This is a genomic window from Legionella donaldsonii, assembly GCF_900452385.1.
Taxonomy (GTDB): domain Bacteria; phylum Pseudomonadota; class Gammaproteobacteria; order Legionellales; family Legionellaceae; genus Tatlockia; species Tatlockia donaldsonii.
Genome location: NZ_UGOA01000002.1, coordinates 13852 through 33218, shown reverse-complemented (window position 1 = coordinate 33218; position 19367 = coordinate 13852). Strand labels below are relative to the sequence as shown.

The following is a 19367-nucleotide window of genomic DNA, read 5'->3' as shown; positions in this document are numbered from 1 at the left end:
ATTGGAAATGCTCGTAAAAGTTCATAAACAAATTAGAAAGGAAAAGGAGGTAACTGATTCCTATCTTTAAGCCAAAATGGATGATGCCATTCTTCATAGATGGAAACAGGCATATTGCTTTGCTTAAATTCATCAAAAGATAAGTCGCAAAGAAACCATTTAAGGAATTCCGCGCAAGTTTCCGGGCTTATTAATTGACCGGACTGATAAGCTTCATCAAACATTTTATGTAAATGAAATGAAGTTGTTTCTCTTAAAATTTTTTGAATTCTTGTATCCACTTCCCCTGGAATAACACAAGACACACCAATATTTTTCTCTGCTAACTCTTTTCTCACAATAGCAGTTACTTCATCCAAACCCGCTTTGCTGGCACAGTATGTTGAACTTTCTTTAAGTTTCAGAGTAGCTGCTCTTGATGTAACAAATAAAATCCGAGCCTTCTCAGGCATCCGTACCGCAAGTAGTGCCGTAAGTTTCATTGGAGCTAATAAATTAACCTGAAACACTTCATCAATACTGTCACAATCATATTCGGTTAATGGACGTGGAGGACTTTTCATTCCTGCATTTTGAACTAAAAGATGAAGCGATATTCCAGAATCATTAATAATTTTAGCAACCTGTTCAATATCACTATTGCGAGTAAAATCCGATTGAATGGGAACAAAACGAGGAAATAGCGCTTTAGTATCCTCTAAACTGCTCACATCCCGTCCTGTTCCATAGACAACCCAGCCGTCACCTAAAAGAATTTTAGCAAGTTCAAGACCAATTCCATGGCTGGCTCCGGTCACTAATGCAGCTTTATTATTGTTGATGTTCGTCATGAAGCATTCCTTGAAACTTAAGTTACTTTCGTGCAGTATGGTAATCAAAGTTGGCGAAAGTTAAAAGGTTATTCCTAATTCATGTGTTACTAATTGAGTTAATTCTGGAATACTTGCCTTGACTTGAATAATAGTAGGTAAAACCTGAAGCACCTGCTCAATACCAATGTCCTGCTGCTCTTTATCAGAACTAAAAGAACGGTTTATATTATATACTAGCCAATTGATCCAATTGCCAAGAACACCATAAAAAGCAGCTTCCAAATGATCCTGATTTATTGTTATTCCAGAAGACGCATATGTTTTTAGCATTTTTATAAATAAAGTTTTATTAAACAGCGGAGTAGTAATTCCACTCCAATCAAGAGCACAATTGACTATTTCATAAGTGGGATTAAGTTTTCGCGCAGACTCCCAATCAATGAGAAATGGAGTAGCATTTTTATCCCATAAAACATTTTTTTGATCCAAATCACCATGGCTTACTACACTACTACTTTGTAGAATAGGTATTGCTTTTTGATAGATATCGTTAAGCTCAATTATTACTCGTTGATTCCTTTTTAATTGCTCCTTAAACACCAAATTTTTGCTTGCTGACTGGTCTATTAACACACTAATTTTTTCATTGGGATGAATATCAAATTCTTGAGCACTTAGCTGGGGAATATTAAGATTAATACGATGAATTTTAGCCAAAAGAGTGGCTATTTTAAGAGCATGCATCTCAGATATAGCGTCTTTATCCAATGCTTTTGCTGTTATCCAAGGATAAACAAGAAAGGCCTCATCTTCTGAAAGAATTAAGTAATTATTTTCTAATTTTAGAGCATGAACTGCGGGAAAAGTACGCTGGGAAAATTGGAAAGCTATCTCTTCTGTCAATTCATATTGGAATTTAACTTTTTCAGTCAATTGGATGCTGCTATTGAGTTGTTTTACAGCAAACGGCGAGCCATTGCACTTCAGACACCACATTTTATGTAAAAGACCGCCATAGACTCTTTGAGGCAAGTCAAAAAGTTGGTTCATCTTTAATTTTTTACAGATTGTTTCTAGTTGACTTCTATTCACTATGAGTCGCCTTAAGAATGCCTTGTGTCTCTGACTCTTCGTTAAAAAATTTAACAAAAAAGGTTTTGCTTAACTTGGGATTTTTTTTATTGATTCTGGTAAATTCTGCTATGAAACCGCACTTCTTATAAAACTCTGGAGCTTGAAAAGCACTGGTCACCAAATTGATATTATTAAAGCCCTGACCTTTGAAGTGATGTTCAAGAGCAAGCAATAACTGCCTGCCATACCCTTTACCACGATGAGTACTGTCCACCCAAATATCATCTACATAAATTTCAGAAAATGCTGTATAGGCATTAATCACTCCAAAAACCTCTCCTTGGGCAGCAGAAATGGTCACTGAAAAACGTCGATAATTAACATCAATACCATGTTGGGCTTCATAGGCAATGAATCCTTTAGTCATTCGTTTTTCTGTGGCCTCATCAAGTTCATCAACAAATTGGATTTGATATTCTTTCTTGCTTTCTAAAGGCTTGCTGCATTCATGTGCTGTACTATCAAAACGAAAAATAACTCGTTGTGGTTGATGCGGATCATAATTGATTGTTTTAATTTCTTCCTGGAAATTGCCCATTGTAATTTTTGAAATAGTTTTGCGCCAAAAACTAAGCCCTCGCTTATTTTCTGGAATCACAGAAACCTCCCATAAGCCTGGATGCATTTTCCATAATTCAGAGGAAACTAAATAACCTAAACCTTTACCTTGAAACTTAGCAGTAATAAAAAACTCGCCCATATTCCATGCAGTATCCGGGTAAATTCCTTCTTGATTTAATAGGGCAAAACCTGCTAATTCATTACCCACATTAATCAGAAAGGCTTTTCTTTCCGGCTCTTCAAAGTAATTTTTAAAGTCAAAGCTCTCATACAGACCATCGGAAGGCAAAGCCCAATCATCTGAAATAAAACCACAGTCACGCGAGAGCTCATATACATAAAATCGTGCCATGTTTTGGATGGTCGGATAATCATCTAATGTTGCTGTCTCAACTTTTAAAGTAGAGTGTAATTCTTTGATATTCACAGCATTTTCCTTAAATACAGTTTCGCCATATGGCCTTCATTCTGATATCCAAGCGATTTGTAAAAATCATGGGAGCCCTCTTTGGCTCGCCTAAGCCCCGATGTCAAATCAATGATACAGGGACTAAACTTCCTGGCAAATTCTTCAACAGTAATCATAAGCTTTTTACCTATTCCTTGATTACGATATCCTTGGTCGACTACAAGGCCTTCAATATGAAATCTTGTTGTTTCGGAAACAAAAAGATAACTCTTAGACCAAGCAATCCAACCAACAACTTTTCCTGCAATTTCCGCAAGAAAAACACCGTAATGAAGTTCACTGGTAAATAGCTCAAGTCACCTTTGCAACTCTTCAGGCGATTGCGGATAACCCAATTGCTCCATTAAAGGGTGAAGATGTTGAACATCATCAATTAATGCTTTGCGGATAATCAGTTCAGAAGACACTTTATGACTCCAGATTGACTCTATCCCCGATTAGATTAGGAGATGAAATCACCAAAAAAGAAACCAAATTTCCGGAACTGTTTTTCACTTTATGGATTGCCCCTGCTTTAATATTTATTCCTTCCTGTTCCTGTAACACTTGTTCATCATTTTCAAACTCAATAACCAATTGCCCTTGCAAACAATAAAAAAATTGTTCTGTTTCCTGATGATAATGCTTTACCTCGCAACTTCCTGCAGGCATCGTTTCATAAATAACACTAAACTGACCATCATTTTTTAACCACCATCCATCAGAACCTTGTCCCCACTTAAAATAAGGCGCATTGTTTTTTGAAACAACCTCTTCTCTAACCACAGATTCTGATACAGGCAGTTTTGGTTTTTGACTTAAGCTCGAGACTGAATCACCATTTAAGAGTCCGATTTCTCTTTTTGCCTGAAATTCTTTCCGCAAAAAATAGAATATAGAGTTTTTCTGAAACCCATGCCGTTCAAACTCAAGTTCAAATCTTAATTTTTTATAAAATTCTATTGCTTCCCAATCCATAGTATTAACTGTTGCAAAAGCACAACCTTTTTCATTACCATACCTCAATGCCGCTTGCAGGAGCTTCGTTCCCCATCCTTGATGTCTGATGGACTCACCCACCCAAAGATTATCAACATGAAGACCTCCATAGAGGGTTCCACCACTACAACCACCAATAATGCTATTATCTGCATCGCGAATAAAGCATGCAAAGAAATCTAAGGATTCGAATCCTCTTTGTTGTTTGGCGTACTCCTTAACCCCATTCGTTAATATTTGAACATCATCAGGGTTTGGATTTTCTAAAAACGATAATTTTAAAGTCATCTCATTTATTCCACTGTAGGAGGCCAGGCACCATGCTCTATATAACTTGCCTCATCACTGCCTGACCAAGGTGGCATAGTAACGCAAATAAACACCAAATCTGCTGCATCACTTCGATATTGAAAATGTGTTCCCAAGGGAATATCGATGCTGACTTCAGCAGATAAAGGAGTAATGCTCTCTTCATCGTTCAACTTACGCCAAATAGCTCCTTCCCCAGAAAGGATATGCCAAAATTCAGATACAGTTTTATGACGAACTGCTTTGGAAATTGTTCCCACCTTTAAAGTACAGTGAGCCATTCCACCTAAATGATTATTCATCAGCAATCGAACTTCAGCACCTGCTGGAGAGATATGTTGATACTCTTTGGGTATTTCTTGTGTACTCATTTATGCCTCTATTAAAACAATGTTCTCATCAGTAGTAGTTATTTTTTTTAAATTTGAATTGTAACGCAAGTATTATCTGCATCTAAAGTAACTACTTTGCCAATTGGAAGAATGCAATTTTGCTTACCGTGCCCATAGGGAAACTCTTTAATGCAAGGTACTTTTATTTTTGAAGCCCATTCATTGATTACATCTTCTACCGTACCATCGTACTGATTCGATTTCTTACTTTTACAGTGTTCAAATGTACCAAAAATAACGCCAGAAACTTCATCAAAAATTCCTGCTAAATCTAGTTGGGAGAGCATGCCATCAATATTATAGGGCTCGACACCAACGTCTTCTACTAACAAAATACTTTCTTTAAAACTAGGTAGATAAGGTGTGCCCATTAAATTAGTCATCAGAGTTAAATTTCCACCAAGTAAAGGACCTCGACTAACACCTGCATGAACCTTTATTCCTTTGGAAATCATGTACTCTTGGCCTAATAAAGAGGAAAGTAATGTTTTTTTAACCTGGTTACTCAAATGAATAGTCAAAGTAAATCCTGTATAACTTACTAAGCCACTGTTTTTAAATAGGCCTAATTGCAACGCGGTGGTATCACTAAACCCGTATAATTGTTTTGGATTTCTCTGAATTAATTCATAGTCCAAAAAAGGTAAAAGACGTTGTGAACCTTGTCCGCCTCGGGTTGCAATAATTGCTTTCACTTCAGAATCTTTAAAGAAATCCATCACATCATTTGCACGATCACTGTCTTTTCCCGCTAAAAATCGTTCTGATGCAAGCATATGCTTTGCATACTTTACCTTAAATCCATGCGACTTTAATAAATGCACTCCCGCTTCTATATCCTGTTCCATAATAGGGCTCGACGGTGAGATAATCCCGACGGTGTCTCCTTTTTGCAGTGGTGTTGGACATAGAATATTCATTTTTATCCTCAATTATTTTCTACATTCAAAAACAATACTTTCGTCTTTTTCATCAGGTGATGAGTTTCGGTCAAATCCTTTAACCATCCGCACATTGCTGAAACCAACCTCAGTAAGCAAATTGCGCAAGAAAGAAGGGTCTTGATAAATGCGAATTTTGTATTCCTCAACCTCTGTTTGCACTACACAGTTGTTATCAACCAAGTCATATTTGCCAATAGAGTAACAAACATCATTATCAAGCGTGGCTAATTGGCTTAAGACTATAAGTGTTCCATCTTCTTTAGGCCATCTTGAGCCTCTCCATATACCTAATTCTTTAGGCACGGCTTGACGTGTCTCTACTTCAAATACAAAGAGTCCTTTATCTTCCATATGTTCAAAAATGATTTTTAAGGCTTTTTGGATATCCGCCTTTTCTGTGATGAGGCCAAATGAACCACTGGGTATAAAAATTAAAGAATATTGATTGGATTGATTTAAATCTTCAATAAAACCATGCCAGACTTTTGGCTTAAGGTTTTTGCTAATAGCTTTTGCATGCAATCGTTCTAGCATTGGCTGACTTGCATCAAAGCCATGAACATCAAATCCTTCTTCAACCAAAGGTAATAAAAATCGACCTGTGCCGCACATAGGTTCTAAAATGGGGCCCTTAGCTTCTACAGCATAGCTTCGATAGAATGAGTACTCATTTTGTGGTGCATTAGGTTTACTTAAATCATATACTTCAGTACACAGGCTCTGATAGGTATCTAGTTTTTTCATAGGTTCCTCTTTAAAATCCAATACCATTAAATATTCATCATAGAAGGTATCATTAATTTTAAGCGCTTTAGGTTCAGTGCCATAAATTCGAAACCCTTGCTTTTGATAAAAAGCGCGAGCCACAAAATTACTTACTACACAGGTTAAGTGCAATTGAGTGACACAGGTTCTTGCATGCTGTATCAGGGTTTGAATTAATGCTGTTGCAATACCTTTCCCTCTGTATTCAAGTCGAGTATACATACCCCAAAGTACACCACGGTGTTTTGTTTTAAGTGAATTAAGCGTATAGAATCCAGCACAAGACACTAATAAATCATCAACAAAGGCACCTAATACATACCCTTTGCTTAATCCATTTTGAAAATCAGTATCGGACATAAACACTTCCTCTTCATAAGAAGAGCCGAAACTTTCTGGTGAGTTGGTCAGAGCTTCTAAACGTATTTCTTTCCATGGATGCCAATCCGCATCAAACAATTGTCTAATCTTCACAACATTATCTCCATAACGGTGACAGGATGTCCTTTAAATTCGTCCATGCCAATCGTGCGCCAACCAAGACGACTGTAATATTCTGGAATGGCAGGATCAAAAGCAAAAAGATAAAGATTTTTAAACCCTAATGCTTCAGCCTCTTCTTTGACTCGGTGAATAAGCTGTTTTGCAATGCCTTGTTTTTGATGGCTTGGCGATACCACTAACGAACCTAGCCATGGAGTTAATTCAGGATGTATCCCATCATTCACGCGTAAAGAGCACATCCCAACAGGCTTGTCTTCATCAAAAGCAACAACAGTGAGCGGTAACTGTTCGATGTTTAAATGATTTCTTAAATTTTCTTCTACACGTGAAATGGGCACATCAGGAACCCAAATTTTTCCTAATACTTCATGCCAAATCTTAGCAAGCGCCGGAATGCATTCGGAGTGATGTTTTAGATAGGCTATTGTTATCATCTTAATACCTGTAAAAATAAATTATTCCTCTTGGCAAGGCGTGCCTTGATGAAAAACCATTTGCCAACGATTGTGTTTGTATTGCCAGAGCGAAGAACGCAAAGAGCTTTTTGAGTCAACAGTAACCTTATAAGTTGTCAACATGACTTCGGGCGACACCTCCAATACTGAAAAATCATTAACTATATAGCTTCGTGACTCTTCTTCTGGAAGAGAATCAAGTAGGTCGTTCTTATTGTAAATTGAACCAGAGGCCCCATACTCGATAAACTCATCAGCAATCAATAGTTTCAGTTGCGCAATAGATTTTCTCATTTCCGACCTTAAAAGAGAAATTTCTAGCTCATAAATCAGTTGGTGTTCTTGTTTCATAGCGAATTTCTCATCAAATATCAGGGCTTGCGCTCCTTCCTCTCAAGAAACAGTGCTAGTCCAAAAAAAAACGCAGTTTTGAGTAATGCTCATTACTTAATTTTTGAATTGCTTCTTGGGATGAATAATGCATTATGTCAACTTCCTTGAGATCTCAATCGATCTAGATGATGAATAACTAATGAATTAACCGCTTCTTTATTAAAGTCAGGACAAAATCGTGGATACTCACGTTCAAGACCATAAGACCATTTTTCCAAACGTTCATGATCATATTCGATCATGTCTTCAAATAAATAACCATCTCCATAAACTTCTTCACAATGAAGACCAATTCCACCATCGTAAAGTTCTCCTGAAGGCATGCGCAATGCAATATGCCAGCACTCTTCATGGGATATCACCATCACAAAAACAATATGCACTTTATCCTGAAATCGGCTATTCCACGCATCAAAAAATAATTTGGCAAACGCACCACAAGGACCATAATTAATCCTTGGTGTTTCTTCATGAAATCCCAGCAATTGGTTTATGTCGTTTTTTAAATCATTTAAGACTGTAATTTCTTGTGCATTCACACGTAATTCCTATGGTATTAATAGCTTCTTTTTTGGCTAACATCCAACACTCTACGTTTAGGCTGATTTATTGTACCAGATAAATTTCAATTCGCTCTTTACCTTTACCCACATTCGCCCTTTTTAACGTAATATAGCCCACTTCCGCGGTTGATTTTACATGTGTTCCACCACAAGAAACCTTAGAGAATCCTTCGATTTCCCAATAACGTCTTTGACTCTTCTCATCAGAAAACCCAGTGCGTATAGGCATATCTTTTGCAATAATTTGATTGTATTCAAGCAAGAGAGTGTCAAAGATATCCGAGATATTGTGCTGATAGTTAAAATCGATTCTAGCCTTATGCTCAGCAATATGAGCACCTATTTTTTCAATAGGAAACATTCTTTGGACAAGTTCCAAGATTAATTCAGCAGCAAAATGAAGACGCATCAATTTGTAGCGACGAACGAAGTCAATTTCCATAAAGACAACATCGCCCTCAGAAAGCCCATGCTCCGAAGGTAATGTATAATAAATCAAGTCATCTTCTATTTCAGAATGAGTGACCATCAGGCCATTCACGCGAACTGTATCACTTTCTTGACCACCGGAAAACGAAAAACCAATAGTCTCTGCAAAAAGTAGTCGATTCTCATTCACTGACACTACTTTAGTCATTAATTGGCGTTGATAGGGATTATCCCAAAATATTTTTTGCATAACTTACTCTCTAATCTTTACCACTATCCCATTTGTTAGCTGCTTAAGTGCTTCTGGAGATAATGAAAATACTGCGTTGGGCGTTCCTGCTGCGGCCCAGAGGACTTCATGGCATAACAAATCTTCATCGATAAGAACCGTATTAATAACATTTTTGTGGCCAACTGGAGGGACCCCACCAATCGCAAAACCAGTTATTTCTCGTGTAAAATCTGCATCAGCCTTCCCAATAGATTCATTGATGAGATTCCCAATCAGGCTCTCATTCACACGATTAACACCACTTGCTAATACCAATACCGGCTTGTTGGTTTTTTCAGTGCAAAATAATAGTGACTTCACAATTTGAGCAACACCACAACCCAAAGTATCAGCAGCATCTTTTGCAGTGCGTGTGCTCGAATCAAGTTCCTTGACCTCACACGATAGACCCTTTTGAGATAAAAAATCCTGTATGATTTGGGCGCTTTTACTTAAATTTTTACCTTTATTCATCATGATCACTCACTTATCATCGCCACAAAGAACATTTCCTAGTGAGCTCTGTCACTACGTCCCAATCCCCAAACAAAACAATGCCATAGTAAATCAGATCACTCTCTTTAACCTGTGCCGTTCTTTCAATTTGCTCTTGCCAGGTACCCACAGTCATCGTATCGGTAAAATCATTAAAAAGAACATTTTTTGCTAAGGCATTCTGGCGTAATGTTCTAATTTTGTTGGAGTTCTCACAAAGAATGATAAAGGGTATTTCTGAAATATAAGGGTGAGAACCTCCATCTGCATCTCGATAATCGGTTAAACGCAATTCTTCTTCACCAATCACAGCGCCTAAACCAATACACATATGAGCAAGCGCATTCATCACTTTTCCTGGCTCAATACGCTTATTAAGCACCGCGACCAGTTTGTTTTTAAAAACCATACAGTCCTCCACAATCTACTTCACAATTCGTGCGTTATAACGCATAATAAACCAGTATATACTCGTGCGCTAAAACGCACAAGCTTTTTATTAAGAGACATCATGCAAGAAATTTCAAAACGTATTGCAAAAACAATAAAATCATTAAGACAAGAACGAGGTTGGAGTTTAGACAAAACAGCGCTTAAAACCGGTGTTTCTAAAGCGATGCTTGGGCAAATTGAACGAGAAGAATCAAGCCCAACGATTTCTACCTTATGGAAAATAGCGAGCGGTTTTCAAGCCTCCTTTTCATCGTTTATTGAAGACAGTTTGGATAATTCAACCAATCCTATTTATAGGGCAGGACATGCTGAAACTTTACATCCAGATGATGAAAAAATACGAGTACTTCCCTTGTTTCCTTTTGATGAACAACTCCATTTTGAGTTGTTTGTTATTGAGTTATTGCCCGAATGTGAACATCTTTCACCTCCACATAAACATGGAGTCATTGAGCATGTCATTGTTGTGGATGGAACGATTGAGCTTTTGTTAGGCGGGTGCTGGAAAACGCTTTCTAAAGAAGAAGGGCTTCGTTTTAATGCCAATCAACCGCATGGCTACCGAAATCCAACCAATGAACTATCGCGCATCCATGATATTATTCATTACCCACTCCAATATAAATCGCCTTAATCGATTATGGTACATAAAACAAAGGCGTTAATGCCATAGTTTTTAAGTCATGAAGCCACTCCTCCCGTGGCTTTCCTCCTGGCGCTGTTTCTTCAAACCAGTTGTATTTACACCAAAGGTAGATATCCAAGCTTTTCATTTGCGAAAAATGATTCATTTCTTTTAATTCGTCTGAACTCAATGGCCGGATTTGCCTATACCCCTCTATAAACCATTCAAACAGTGGTTTCCATAGAGGCCATGGCTTATTGCATAAGTCCAAAAAAGGTTTGGCAATATCGGCAAGATACCAATGATAAACTGGCTCATCAAAATCAATCAGATGAACTTGTCTCCCATCATAAAGCACATTCCCAGGACGATGGTCTCCATGAGTTAGGCCAAAACTAGCTGAGTTGATTGAAAAAGTTTTGAAGCGAGTCGTGATGGTTTGATATAAATCCTGGATCAGAGCCTCTTCTTGACGCGCATAATCCCCAGTCTCACGCCACAAATCTTCCCAAGTTAAAAAATGATGCTCTGATGCAACATAACTTTGCGAGGCTTGATGCAATAGCGCTAGAGCCCTTCCCCATGTTAGATAAGCTTTTTTATCTGAATAATCAAAATGCATGATTTGCCCCGGCACTTCACGGCAAACATGAACAAAAAATTCCAAATCTTCTTGGTGTACCGTTTCAACATCATTTCCTTCTTGGGATGCAACCGGCTCACAAATAGGCGTACCACACAAAAATAAGTGCTTCTGAAAATCAATGGCACTCAAAAGTTCACGAGCTTTTCGTATTTTTTCATGGGTCATGCGAAGGTAAAAGCCTTGGTTCTTAGATTCAAATCGATAAACACAGTTAATTTGATTATTGATAAGCTTAAGATGGGTAGGATTTTTTACCCACCTATTAGCAGCGCGATTCGCCGTTTCATCCGTAATTTTTTTTAATGTGGTCTCCCAAATCATTCTTGGACACTCTTGTTGTTCAGATAACTAGCTCTGGATAATCGATAAAGCACATGTCGTCTCAATGGACTATTGTGCTCCAATTTGGGATGATCAAAATCATCCTTTGTATTGTGTTGTAAACCAATTTTTTCCATAACACGTCTTGAAGCTAGATTATTCACTGCTGTAAATGAAACTACTTCGGGAAGATTTAAAGAGGTAAATGCATAATGCAAAACCGCTTTTGCTCCCTCCGTAGCATAACCCTGATTCCAATGGGTTGAGGAAAGTCTCCAGCCAATTTCAACAGCAGGGGTAAAGTGCGCTTCAAAAGAAGGTGTCATTAATCCTAAAAATCCTATCATTTCCCCAGTATTTTTTAGTTCAACAGCATACAAAGAAAATCCCTTCTTTTTATAATGTGCGATAATCCGCTCAATGCCTGCTTTTGTAGCACTCCTGTTCCCTATTCCTGGTAAAAATTGGCATACCTTTTTATCTTGATCAATAAGTGACATAGGATCAAGATCCGCTTCTCTCCATGTACGTAAAATCAGACGGGGAGTTTCAAGAATAGTCATAGGATCCTCTATAAGAAAGCATATTTATCATGAGTAAATAATTAGCGTCTTCACTGTATTGCGTGGGAAGAAACCCGGATTTTTGATAGCACGCAATGGCTTGCTCGTTTCCAATTTGTGGATCAACCACAACAGCTTTAAATCTGTAGAGTTGTTCGGCAATAAAACGCCTTATAATTTGTCTGCCCAACCCTACTCCACGACACAATGGCTCTGCAATAAAAAGGTCGAGACCAGCTAATTGTTCAGGTGTTGCCTCGTCAAACAAGGAAGCATTATTTCCTGAAATTCCTTCGGGTAAATGATCGGTCAGACAGTAATATTGAATAAAACCAATTGGTTTTTGATTCAAATAAATAATAAAACTCGGGACTGGATCCATGCCTTCAATGCGAGGTGCGTACTTTGCACTAATATCTTCCAAAGAAAACGGTTGATTTCGTGCGTACCCTTGTTTCACTGTAGGCTCTGCAAACCATTGGGTCATTAAGTTCAAATCTTTTTGACCCAATGGTTTAAATTCAAGACTCTGATTTTTACTCCCATAAACTAAGGAAGTCCAATCCAAAATACGACGCGCTGACTCCTCTGCGGAAAGACAGCTCACATCTAGAGTCATTTCATACAGCTCTTTGCTAAAATAAACGTCTTCTTCAAACAGTCTTTTTGTAATGAGTGCCTCATCCTGTGTTTTAAAATAGCCTTTTCGATCTGAACTTGTTAAACGTTTAACAAGCTCTGCATCATTACAAATCAATCGTACAGGAACAAACACGGCTTCCCGTTTTTGAGCAACGGTTTGTACTTGATTAAAAAATTCCTGATGCCAAGAGTTATTCGCTAAAAGCTCATAGGTAATAACAAAGCTCGTTTCTTTAGAACAAACCTTAGTCATCGTATCAAAAATCACATCTCGGACCTTGTTAAGCGCTGCCCATCCTTTATCATCAAGAGACCAAAATACTTGAGCGTCGTTCCCTAGAAGTTTTAGAACCGGATCGATCCAAGCATGGTGATGCGCTAATCGAAACTGAGGAGCCAGTGTTGTAATTGCCTCGCCTATAGTTTTTTTACCAGTACCTGCAATACCCATCAAGAGTATTATCACATTCGTCGGCATCATTTATTAAAATCCTGTCACAATACTGTACTCTTCTTTATGTGTAAGCACACGCATCAAGTGCGCCACATCATATGGACTACGGAGCTCAATGAATTTCACTTTTGGATATTGGTTCTTTAAGACGTTTAATAAAGGGTTAATCCGTTGTTCATAGTTCCACATATAACTTAATAGCGACCATCGTACCGTTTCATTGCAACCAGCGGCTCTATCATCAATTTCTGAAGCCTTATAAAACAAGCGCTTAAATACCAGCCAATAACATAGCCACTTGGGTAAATTAAAGTACAAACACATGTCGGCTTCGCGATAACGTATCTCGAATGATTTACTGGAATTACCATCAATAATCCAGCAAGGCTTAGCAACTAATTCTTTTTGGAGTGACAAAAAATCCTCATATTCTCGTGGCACCCAATCGGCAATAAAAAAATATTTGTCTAAATGGAACAAGGGAATATTTAGACTCTTTTGCAACTTAACAGAAAAAGTGGACTTACCACTTCCTGGTCGACCAATAATCATGATGCGTTGTAAGTTTATCATTTCATTCAGAGTTTAATTTACTGTATTCTTTTCTTAAGGATGCAAATGATTGTTGTACTCATCCACTACACTATCTAAAACTTTAAGTGGTCTGTTCTTCACTTAACTGTTTAAGTACGGTTTTTATCGTAGCATGGGAAAAACCTCGGCCACTTAAGAAACGAGCCAATTTTGTGTTTATCGCCTCATCGGCCTCATTTTTAAACCCACGCAATTTTTTCCGAGCTTCATCCAGAGCGCGAACTTCTTCCTGTTCAATATGTTCTAAGACTTGCTCAATCACTTCTTCTTTAACGCCCTTTTGTTTTAATATTTGTTGAATAAAACGGTTCCCTTTATGGATATAACGGGCACTTAATGATTCAGCCAAACGATTATCATTAATTAAATGTAATTCCCGAAGGCGAGCTATGGTTGCATGAATCTGAGCATCTAACTCGGGCACATGCGAAAAATCCCTCTCCAATTGCCTTATGAGTTCTTTTTCACTGCAATAATGATTGGAAAGATATTTTATTGCTGCATCGATGAGTGTATTCATACTAAAGTTCTACTATAAACAACAGTTTTATTTTTGCTTTTGCCAAGACAGCCTAATTTATTTAGAATATCATTAAAACAGGAAAATATTGAGTCTTTTATGCCAAAAGAAGGAAAAGCCAGGGTCTTAAGTGAGACGGAGTTTAAGCGACTGCTTATTGTTGCCAAAGATGGGCAGTTTGCTATTAGAAATGTAGCACTTATTTTTTGCTCTTTTGGACTTGGACTTCGAGTGAAAGAAATTGCCTCTCTCACTATTGCAGATGTAGCCGATTACAACTATCAATTACTTGAAGAGATTTGTTTGAAGCGCTCAATGACCAAAGGTGAAAAACAGCGTTATGCTTATCTTGCCAATGAAAAAATCCGCAAAGCACTCCAAGCACATCTGGATACTCTAAAACATGTTGCACTAGAAAAACCCTTTTTTCAGACCCAACGTAAAAGTCGCTTTACGCCTAATAGTTTGCAAAAATGGTTCAAGTCACTCTATGATAAGGCAGGAATCATTGGGGCAAGCTCCCATTCTGGTCGACGTACTTTCATTACCCGACTAATTGAGCAAGGCGCTGATATAAAAGCAGTCTCTCGTCTTGCAGGTCATGCCAACATTGTTACTACCGCAATTTATGTTGAAGATAACCCGGATCGCCTGAAACGCATTGCTAATATGGCTATTTTCTAAATGATACCCTGGCTTACCGTTTTGGCTTGGCTGATCTTCCCTTTTAATATCGAATCTATCTATGCTTAATGATTATTTAATATACAGAGTTATTATATACGCATTTTAATGGCGCTTAATGAAACGACGTTTTTTATGTAACCAAAACCATTGCTTATAGTGAGAACAACGCTTAAAACTAAAATATGGAAGTTAATTTTTTTACTTAAAGGCATAAAAATTGCCCTTCGTTGATATTTTCTAAACACTGCTCACTTAAACAGGAAATCATTCAAACAAAGTCACTTTAATAATTATTTTTATCTCTTTCTCTTTTCTAACACCTGCTTAATTCTATTTTTTATTTTTAGATAACTCTTCTAATAAAATTTTTCCCTTTTGGGACAAGCGATATTTTTGCAATCTACTTTTAGGCTTATTTGGGATAGTACGCTCGATTAACTCATCCCTGAGCAATTGATCAAGATAATTGCGTTGAAAAGTCTCACGATGCCTGATCCCAGCAACCTCTTGCAGTTCTATACTTTTCAGCTCTCCTTTTAATTCGCATGCTCTGAGTACCCGCTCAATCCATGGATCGACTTGTCCGGTAACTTGTCCGGTAACTTGTCCGGTAACTTGTCCGGTCGTCGATGATGATGATTTACGCCAAATGGTTGTCTTGAATCCGTCAGATATAGAAAATTCAGGCTCTAGCAGTCCAACCTCACGGCAGCGGCGAATCATATCGCCTGTACCAGTTCCCATGCGCTCGATATATTTCGTTAAATACAAAGGTTCAGCAAGTAAAGGGTTCCTTGGTACAGAACCATGTGGATGACGTAATTTTTCTAAGGTTAATGATGGAGGAAGTCCACCTGGATTCCAAATTTCCAATCGATCTGCAAACAGCATAACTTGCACACTTCCATTACTATCGTAGTCACGATGAGCAACGGCATTGACAATCGCTTCTGCCACAACTTCCTGCGGAATTTCATAGGCAACAGGTACTTCGGCCCCTCCCTCTCTGGTTCCCACCCAAAGATTAATTTTGGACATTACAAAATCAATCGCTTGATCGACCAGTGAAAATAAGGTGCCTTTATATACTTGATATGAGGGAATGGGTTTAGCTACTTCTGTACCATGAAAATGAGCACATTTTACCTCGGATGACATAACAAACCGTTGTGGTTGTTTTCCAAAAAGTAACATTGCTGCATGTGTAGGCTTATCGTCATCCAGCAAGTTCAAATGGGACAATAATTCAAAAGAAGTCGCCTCGACAGACAATGGAAATCCGCGTCCGCGTTTTGCTCGGCGTAAAAAAGTTGTTATTCCCTCTTCATCCAAGTCTAATAATGTTGCTCCTCTGCATGGGGCGGCATCAAAAGGGCTATTTCTAATTAATTTTCGTTCCTCTAAATCATGTATTAAGGCAGCATAAACACCCGAGATAAGCTCGGAGATAGATTGATAACGCCTTCTAATTAATTCAGTTCCTACACGAGTAATAAGGGTTTTCATTTTAGGGTGGCGTTTACTTTCTTCATTTCCTTTTATGAAAATTAATCGGGTCTTGTGTTCCTCGGAAGCTAGGTTGTATTCTTCCTCAGTAGGGGAAACACCTTCTGCATTCTCAAAGCCATAATCATTGCCAAAAAGACCAATATAAATATCACAGGCACGTACTTGTTCCAGATAAACTTGATCTGCTCTTCTATCATGGGCAGGCAATTCTTCGAATAAAAATGGATCAAAAAAACGACGCATTAAGGGATCATTTTTCAACCAGCGGCATAACTCTAGACGATCTTCTTTAAATTCTTGTTGTACGCTACTGATAAAAATACGCAATGGTCTCATCATTAATCCAAAAATTAAACACGCTCTTTTTTCTCATTAAAAGGCTTAACTATATTATAACCCACGAATATCACACAACGTTATCAACAGATTTTGTGGATAACTATCCTCTTCCGCTCATTAGCTTGATCAACCAATCAACCTCGCTAGCGGAATTCACTTCGATAATCACTTTTCCCTTACCCTCAGTATTTACTTTTACAGAAACATTTGTTGTAAATTGTTGAGATAGATAGGTACTCCACTCCTCACACTTGTCATGTGGTGTAGCTAAAGAAAAAGTCTTCTCACGTCCCTCATTCCCTGATGACTTCAATCGATTTGCTAATGCCTCCGTGTCACGCACATTCAGCTGTTTCTCAATGACGGTGCATGCAACCTGATATTGCTGTTCTGACGAAAGTTTCAAAAGTGATCGGGCATGCCCCATATCAATCTTACCCTCGTTTAACATCTCTATTACTCTAGAATCCAAGGATAGTAAGCGAAGCGTATTAGTAATCGAAACTCTAGAGCGCCCTATCATTTGTGCTATGTCCTCATGAGTCATTTCAAACTCTTCGCGAAAACGGTTTAATGCTAACGCCTCTTCAATCGGATTAAGATTTTCACGTTGAATATTTTCAATCAGTGAAAATGCGAGAGCAACATTATCATCAATATTTCTAATAATAACCGGCACATAAGTTAATCCTGCTTTTTTTGCTGCTCGCCAACGTCTCTCACCAGCAATAATCTCATAACATTCTTCTGCAATCTTTCTAACAATAAGTGGCTGGATAATCCCTTGGGCTTTTATGGAGTTTGCGAGCTCGTCTAAGATAGATTCATCAAATTGTTTCCTAGGCTGATATTTTCCAGAATTTAATAACTCAACAGCTAAATGAGTTATCGATTCGCTGGGTATAGATTCTCCATCCTGGAATGAATTGTCTAAGGCTCGAAGCAACTTCAATCCCTTCAATTCTAAATTTGACACAAGTGTCTCTCCTCAATTATCCCTGCAAACGTCCCACCCTACCTGTAAACGTCGCACCATCAGTTATTTTTCTTATTTTTACTTCCTGAAAACGTCTCACCCTATCCCGTAAACGCCGCAGCCAACCCTGTAAACGTCCCTCACAATTCCCGTAAATGTCCCCCAGACTCTCTTACAAACCTTAAGAACATTGACCTATTAAACTTCTAAACAACTAATAAAATGATCTTAAAAAAATTAAAACACGTTGTGTTTCTATAGTAAATAGAAATTTTAATTTTCTGTTGCATTTTCAATAAATCACAGATAAATTATAAAAAATGTGAAAATTAATTTTTTTAATAAAAGGGAAATCATGCTTGATCCTCAAATCATTACGTATGGTACAGATCATCCAGAACAGTTAATGGATAAGTTCTATCAAGCGGGTAACGAAATGTTACTGACATTAAGAAATTTTGTAATTAATCCCGAAAAAAGAAAAAAACCAAGAACTTGGGGAGCAATTGAAGCCGCAAAAATGGTAAAGGTTTCTGATCCTACATTCAGAAAATTATTAGAATCTTCAGATGATATACCAGGCGTAGTAATCGAAGACTCTGAAAATGGCAGAAAGGTAAAAAAATATACATTGGCTGCCATTAATGCGCTTAGAGATAAGGCAGAAACTCGATACAAAAGACCAAAGGGTTCGAAATGCTTAACCATAGCTGTTTCTAATTTAAAAGGCGGGGTTGGGAAAACTGAAACTACAGTAGATTTAGGAAAAAAGATTGCTATCGAAGGTTTAAAGGTTCTTCTGTTAGATTTCGATGCGCAAGGAACAGCAACTTTAATTAGTTCAGGATTAATCCCAGATTTGGAACTTCGTTACGAAGACACAATAACCAATGTGTTAATCTCAAATCCTAACAACATCAAAAATGTAATACTAAAAACGCATTTTGATGGTCTGGATATCATTCCTGCTAATTTGGCTATACAAGATTGTGATCTGATTTTACCTAACGAAAAAGAAAACAACCATGAGCGCTTAGGTTCTCCTTTTATTCGCTTATCAGAGTCATTAAAGATTATTAAAAATCAATATGATGTTATTTTAATCGATTGCGGCCCTAATCTTGGTTTGTTAACGCTCAACGCAATCATTGCCTGCGATGGAATCATTATTCCTATTCCTCCAAGTATGAACGATTATTCAAGTTTTATTATGTACACGGCTACCTTACGAAATATGTTTAAAGAATTACCTTCCAAAAAATTGGAGTATTTGCGAATACTTATTTCTAAACACAGCGGAAGTAACGAAGCATTACAGATGGAAAATATGATGCGAGAGCAGTTTGGTAGATATATTCTCACAAATCATATGTGCGAAACCGTTGAAGTGGCAAAAGCAGCTAATGAAATTGGAACCATTTATGATGTTTCAAAACCGCGTGGCAGCCGTGAAGCTTACCGCAGAGCTTTGCAACATTTAGATGATGTGAACCTCGAAATTATTAATAACTTTAAAGAAATCTGGGAAAAGCAATCTAAAGCATCCTTTGTAAGTGGAGAGTGA

At 37.7% G+C, this 19367-nt stretch carries 23 protein-coding genes and 3 pseudogenes; 4 read left to right on the top strand and 22 right to left on the bottom strand.

Annotated features, from left to right (window positions below; translation table 11 throughout):
• Positions 1-32: 32 nt before the first annotated feature.
• From DYC89_RS15655 to DYC89_RS15590, 15 genes and pseudogenes are all read right to left on the bottom strand, one after another.
• On the bottom strand, positions 33-830 hold the full coding sequence (locus tag DYC89_RS15655) for an SDR family oxidoreductase (protein WP_115222831.1): 798 nt from the start codon (positions 828-830) through the stop codon (positions 33-35).
• A 60-nt stretch (positions 831-890) separates the two neighbouring features.
• Entirely contained in the window at positions 891-1904 is a 1014-nt protein-coding gene (locus DYC89_RS15650; RefSeq protein ID WP_115222830.1) for an aminoglycoside phosphotransferase family protein, read from the bottom strand.
• Positions 1897-2934 (bottom strand): GNAT family N-acetyltransferase, encoded by a 1038-nt coding sequence (locus DYC89_RS15645; protein WP_115222829.1) that lies wholly within the window; start codon positions 2932-2934, stop codon positions 1897-1899. The genes DYC89_RS15650 and DYC89_RS15645 overlap by 8 nt, the downstream gene beginning before the upstream one ends.
• Positions 2931-3239 (bottom strand): annotated as a pseudogene (locus tag DYC89_RS16775) (GNAT family N-acetyltransferase); the annotation flags it as partial. The gene DYC89_RS15645 and the pseudogene DYC89_RS16775, both read right to left, overlap by 4 nt.
• Before the next feature lie 145 nt (positions 3240-3384).
• Positions 3385-4242, bottom strand: coding sequence for a GNAT family N-acetyltransferase (locus DYC89_RS15635; RefSeq protein WP_115222828.1), 858 nt, complete (start codon positions 4240-4242; stop codon positions 3385-3387).
• A 5-nt stretch (positions 4243-4247) separates the two neighbouring features.
• Entirely contained in the window at positions 4248-4634 is a 387-nt protein-coding gene (locus DYC89_RS15630; RefSeq protein WP_115222827.1) for a cupin, read from the bottom strand.
• A gap of 47 nt (positions 4635-4681) precedes the next feature.
• Positions 4682-5575 carry a S66 peptidase family protein gene (locus DYC89_RS15625; protein WP_115222826.1) on the bottom strand — a complete coding sequence of 298 codons (894 nt, stop codon included), beginning with the start codon at positions 5573-5575 and terminating at the stop codon, positions 4682-4684.
• 12 nt (positions 5576-5587) lie between these two features.
• Positions 5588-6343 (bottom strand): class I SAM-dependent DNA methyltransferase, encoded by a 756-nt coding sequence (locus DYC89_RS16770; RefSeq protein ID WP_245954079.1) that lies wholly within the window; start codon positions 6341-6343, stop codon positions 5588-5590.
• A gap of 42 nt (positions 6344-6385) precedes the next feature.
• Positions 6386-6838 (bottom strand): annotated as a pseudogene (locus DYC89_RS16765) (N-acetyltransferase family protein); the annotation flags it as partial.
• Positions 6835-7302, bottom strand: coding sequence for a GNAT family N-acetyltransferase (locus tag DYC89_RS15615; RefSeq protein ID WP_115222824.1), 468 nt, complete (start codon positions 7300-7302; stop codon positions 6835-6837). The pseudogene DYC89_RS16765 and the gene DYC89_RS15615, both read right to left, overlap by 4 nt.
• Before the next feature lie 21 nt (positions 7303-7323).
• The gene (locus tag DYC89_RS15610) at positions 7324-7674 is read right to left on the bottom strand and encodes a DUF4440 domain-containing protein (protein WP_115222823.1); all 351 of its coding nucleotides are present in this window, start codon (positions 7672-7674) and stop codon (positions 7324-7326) included.
• Positions 7675-7811: 137 nt separating this feature from the next.
• Complete coding sequence (locus tag DYC89_RS15605; protein ID WP_115222822.1) at positions 7812-8255, bottom strand: hypothetical protein; 444 nt, start codon at positions 8253-8255, stop codon at positions 7812-7814.
• A gap of 67 nt (positions 8256-8322) precedes the next feature.
• Positions 8323-8958 (bottom strand): alanyl-tRNA editing protein, encoded by a 636-nt coding sequence (locus DYC89_RS15600; protein WP_115222821.1) that lies wholly within the window; start codon positions 8956-8958, stop codon positions 8323-8325.
• Between the two features lie 3 nt (positions 8959-8961).
• Positions 8962-9453, bottom strand: coding sequence for a YbaK/EbsC family protein (locus DYC89_RS15595; RefSeq protein WP_115222874.1), 492 nt, complete (start codon positions 9451-9453; stop codon positions 8962-8964).
• Between the two features lie 16 nt (positions 9454-9469).
• Entirely contained in the window at positions 9470-9883 is a 414-nt protein-coding gene (locus DYC89_RS15590) for a DUF2000 domain-containing protein (protein WP_115222820.1), read from the bottom strand.
• Positions 9884-9985: 102 nt separating this feature from the next.
• Here DYC89_RS15590 and DYC89_RS15585 point away from each other — a divergent pair, with 102 nt between their 5' ends.
• Complete coding sequence (locus DYC89_RS15585) at positions 9986-10561, top strand: helix-turn-helix domain-containing protein (protein ID WP_115222819.1); 576 nt, start codon at positions 9986-9988, stop codon at positions 10559-10561.
• Between the two features lie 4 nt (positions 10562-10565).
• Here DYC89_RS15585 and DYC89_RS15580 read toward each other — a convergent pair whose 3' ends face one another.
• The 5 genes from DYC89_RS15580 to DYC89_RS15560 all read right to left on the bottom strand — a co-directional run bounded on the left by DYC89_RS15580 (position 10566) and on the right by DYC89_RS15560 (position 14292).
• Positions 10566-11519: a phosphotransferase enzyme family protein gene (locus DYC89_RS15580; RefSeq protein ID WP_115222818.1), complete on the bottom strand. Its 954-nt coding sequence runs from the start codon at positions 11517-11519 to the stop codon at positions 10566-10568.
• Positions 11516-12082 (bottom strand): GNAT family N-acetyltransferase, encoded by a 567-nt coding sequence (locus DYC89_RS15575; RefSeq protein WP_115222817.1) that lies wholly within the window; start codon positions 12080-12082, stop codon positions 11516-11518. The genes DYC89_RS15580 and DYC89_RS15575 overlap by 4 nt, the downstream gene beginning before the upstream one ends.
• The gene (locus DYC89_RS15570) at positions 12069-13205 is read right to left on the bottom strand and encodes a GNAT family N-acetyltransferase (RefSeq protein ID WP_115222816.1); all 1137 of its coding nucleotides are present in this window, start codon (positions 13203-13205) and stop codon (positions 12069-12071) included. The genes DYC89_RS15575 and DYC89_RS15570 overlap by 14 nt, the downstream gene beginning before the upstream one ends.
• A gap of 3 nt (positions 13206-13208) precedes the next feature.
• Positions 13209-13751: a DNA topology modulation protein gene (locus DYC89_RS15565; RefSeq protein WP_115222815.1), complete on the bottom strand. Its 543-nt coding sequence runs from the start codon at positions 13749-13751 to the stop codon at positions 13209-13211.
• A gap of 82 nt (positions 13752-13833) precedes the next feature.
• The gene (locus DYC89_RS15560; RefSeq protein WP_115222814.1) at positions 13834-14292 is read right to left on the bottom strand and encodes a regulatory protein RecX; all 459 of its coding nucleotides are present in this window, start codon (positions 14290-14292) and stop codon (positions 13834-13836) included.
• A 99-nt stretch (positions 14293-14391) separates the two neighbouring features.
• Between DYC89_RS15560 and DYC89_RS15555 the strand changes: the two genes are divergently transcribed.
• The gene (locus DYC89_RS15555; protein ID WP_115222813.1) at positions 14392-14976 is read left to right on the top strand and encodes a tyrosine-type recombinase/integrase; all 585 of its coding nucleotides are present in this window, start codon (positions 14392-14394) and stop codon (positions 14974-14976) included.
• Positions 14977-15309: 333 nt separating this feature from the next.
• On the opposite strand, the gene DYC89_RS15550 is transcribed toward DYC89_RS15555, so the two are convergent.
• Both DYC89_RS15550 and DYC89_RS15545 read right to left on the bottom strand, forming a co-directional pair.
• A complete protein-coding gene (locus tag DYC89_RS15550) occupies positions 15310-16827 on the bottom strand; it encodes an ATP-binding protein (protein ID WP_245954065.1) in 1518 nt (505 codons plus the stop codon).
• 100 nt (positions 16828-16927) lie between these two features.
• Entirely contained in the window at positions 16928-17803 is an 876-nt protein-coding gene (locus DYC89_RS15545) for a ParB/RepB/Spo0J family partition protein (RefSeq protein ID WP_115222811.1), read from the bottom strand.
• A 227-nt stretch (positions 17804-18030) separates the two neighbouring features.
• Here DYC89_RS15545 and DYC89_RS16760 point away from each other — a divergent pair.
• Together DYC89_RS16760 and DYC89_RS15540 are read left to right on the top strand one after the other, a co-directional pair.
• Positions 18031-18102: pseudogene (locus DYC89_RS16760) on the top strand (hypothetical protein); the annotation flags it as partial.
• Positions 18103-18158: 56 nt separating this feature from the next.
• Positions 18159-19367: an AAA family ATPase gene (locus tag DYC89_RS15540; protein ID WP_011212458.1), complete on the top strand. Its 1209-nt coding sequence runs from the start codon at positions 18159-18161 to the stop codon at positions 19365-19367.